The organism is Bradyrhizobium sp., assembly GCF_049691595.1.
In the GTDB taxonomy this organism is placed as follows: Bacteria; Pseudomonadota; Alphaproteobacteria; order Rhizobiales; family Xanthobacteraceae; genus Bradyrhizobium.
Window position 1 is genome coordinate 1 of sequence record NZ_JBAVNZ010000576.1, and the last position, 1,812, is coordinate 1,812.

Below are 1,812 nucleotides of genomic sequence, written 5' to 3' on the forward strand. Positions count from 1 at the left end.
GCATGGCGCTGACGTTCTCCGCCCGTGCCGAGGGCCACACCATTCCTGACGTGATCAGGCAATTGAAGACGCGGATCGGTTGATGGCCGCGGAGACCAGGCAAGAAACCAGGGAGATCACCGCAATCCGACGTGCCGATGGCGAAAGCCGATCGCTCGCCGCCTCGTTGCCGCGTCTCATGCTGGAAGCCCGCCGTATCGCCGCCAACGTCATTCACGGCCTGCACGGACGCCGTCGCGCCGGCTCCGGCGAAAGTTTCTGGCAATATCGCCGCTTCGTTTCCGGCGAACCGTCGCAGCGGGTCGACTGGCGGCGCTCGGCGCGCGATGATCACCTCTATGTCCGCGAGCAGGAATGGGAGGCCGCGCATACCGTGTGGCTGTGGCCGGATCGCTCGCCGTCGATGGCCTTCGCCTCCAGACAGGCGCGCGACAGCAAGCTGGAACGCGCCCTGATCGTCACGTTCGCGCTCGCCGAGCTCCTGGTGGCGGGCGGCGAACGGGTCGGCATTCCCGGCCTGATGAACCCGACCGCGAGCAGCAGCGTGATCGACAAGATGGCGCAGGCGATGCTGCATGACGATGCCGTGCGCGCGAGCCTGCCGCCGTCCTTCGTGCCGTCGGCGCTGGCCGAAATCGTCGTGCTGTCCGACTTCTGGTCGCCGATGCCGGAGATCAGGAACATGCTCGCGGGGTTGTCCGGCTCCGGCGCGCACGGCACGCTGATCCAGATCGTCGATCCGGCCGAGGAAACCTTCCCCTATGCCGGCCGCGTCGAATTCGTCGAGCCGGAGAGCCGCAGCACGATCACCGCGGGCCGCGCCGAAAGCTGGGCCGGCGACTACCTCGCGCGTGTCGCACGCCACCGCGACGAGATCCGCGCCGAGACCGACAAGCTCGACTGGCTGTTTTCCACCCACACCACCAGCCGCTCGGCCGCCGAGCTCTTGCTGTTCCTGCATGGCGGCATGATGGTGAGCAAGGCGACCACGCGCGCGACCGTCAAGGCGGGGCCAAGCGCATGATCGCAGGCCTGCCGCTCTCCTTCGCCGAACCGTTGCTGCTGCTGGGCTTGCTGAGCCTGCCGGTGCTGTGGTGGCTGCTGCGGGTGATGCCGCCGCGGCCGAAGCGGATCGAATTTCCGCCGACGCGGCTGTTGTTCGAGATCACGCCGAAGGAGGAAACCCCGTCACGGACGCCGTGGTGGCTGACCTTGCTGCGGCTGACGGCGGCGGCGCTGGTCATTCTCGCCGCCGCGGGCCCGATCTGGAATCCGCAAACCGCGCCTGGCGGCAGCAAGGCGCCGCTCATGATCCTGCTCGACGACGGCTGGAGCGCCGCGGCGAGCTGGGAGGCGCGGATCAAGGCCGCCGACGAACTGATCGCCAACGCCGACAACGACCGGCGCGGCGTCGCGCTGGTCCCGCTCTCCGAGCCGGCCCGCGACATCACCCTGATGCCCGCCGGCACCGCGCGCGTGACGTTGCGCCAGCTGGCGCCAAAGCCCTATTCGATCGAGCGCGTCGAGACCATGGCCTCGGTCGAGCGTTTCCTGAAAGCAACCGGCGACTGCGAGATCGCGTGGCTGTCCGACGGCGTCGATACCGGACGCGGCGCCGAATTTCTGGAAAACCTCGGCAAGCGTATCGGCGACCGGACATTGACCGTGTTCGAAGGCGGAACGCCCTCCGCGCTGGCCCTGGTCGCGGCCGAAAATGCCGCGGCGAAGATGACCGTGAAGGTGCTGCGCACCGACGGCGGCATCGCCGCCGGCACCGTGCGCGCGACCGATGCCAAGGGGTCGCCCATCGGC

General features: G+C 68.7%; 2 protein-coding genes. Both read left to right on the forward strand.

The annotated features are described in order from the left end of the window. Positions 1–82 precede the first annotated feature (82 nt). Positions 83–1,024 (forward strand): DUF58 domain-containing protein, encoded by a 942-nt coding sequence (locus tag WCE35_RS23295; protein ID WP_424595667.1) that lies wholly within the window; start codon positions 83–85, stop codon positions 1,022–1,024. Beyond that, positions 1,024–1,812, forward strand: a 789-nt coding sequence (locus WCE35_RS23300; protein WP_424595668.1) for a BatA domain-containing protein, incomplete at its 3' end; no start/stop codon positions are given. The genes WCE35_RS23295 and WCE35_RS23300, both read left to right, overlap by 1 nt.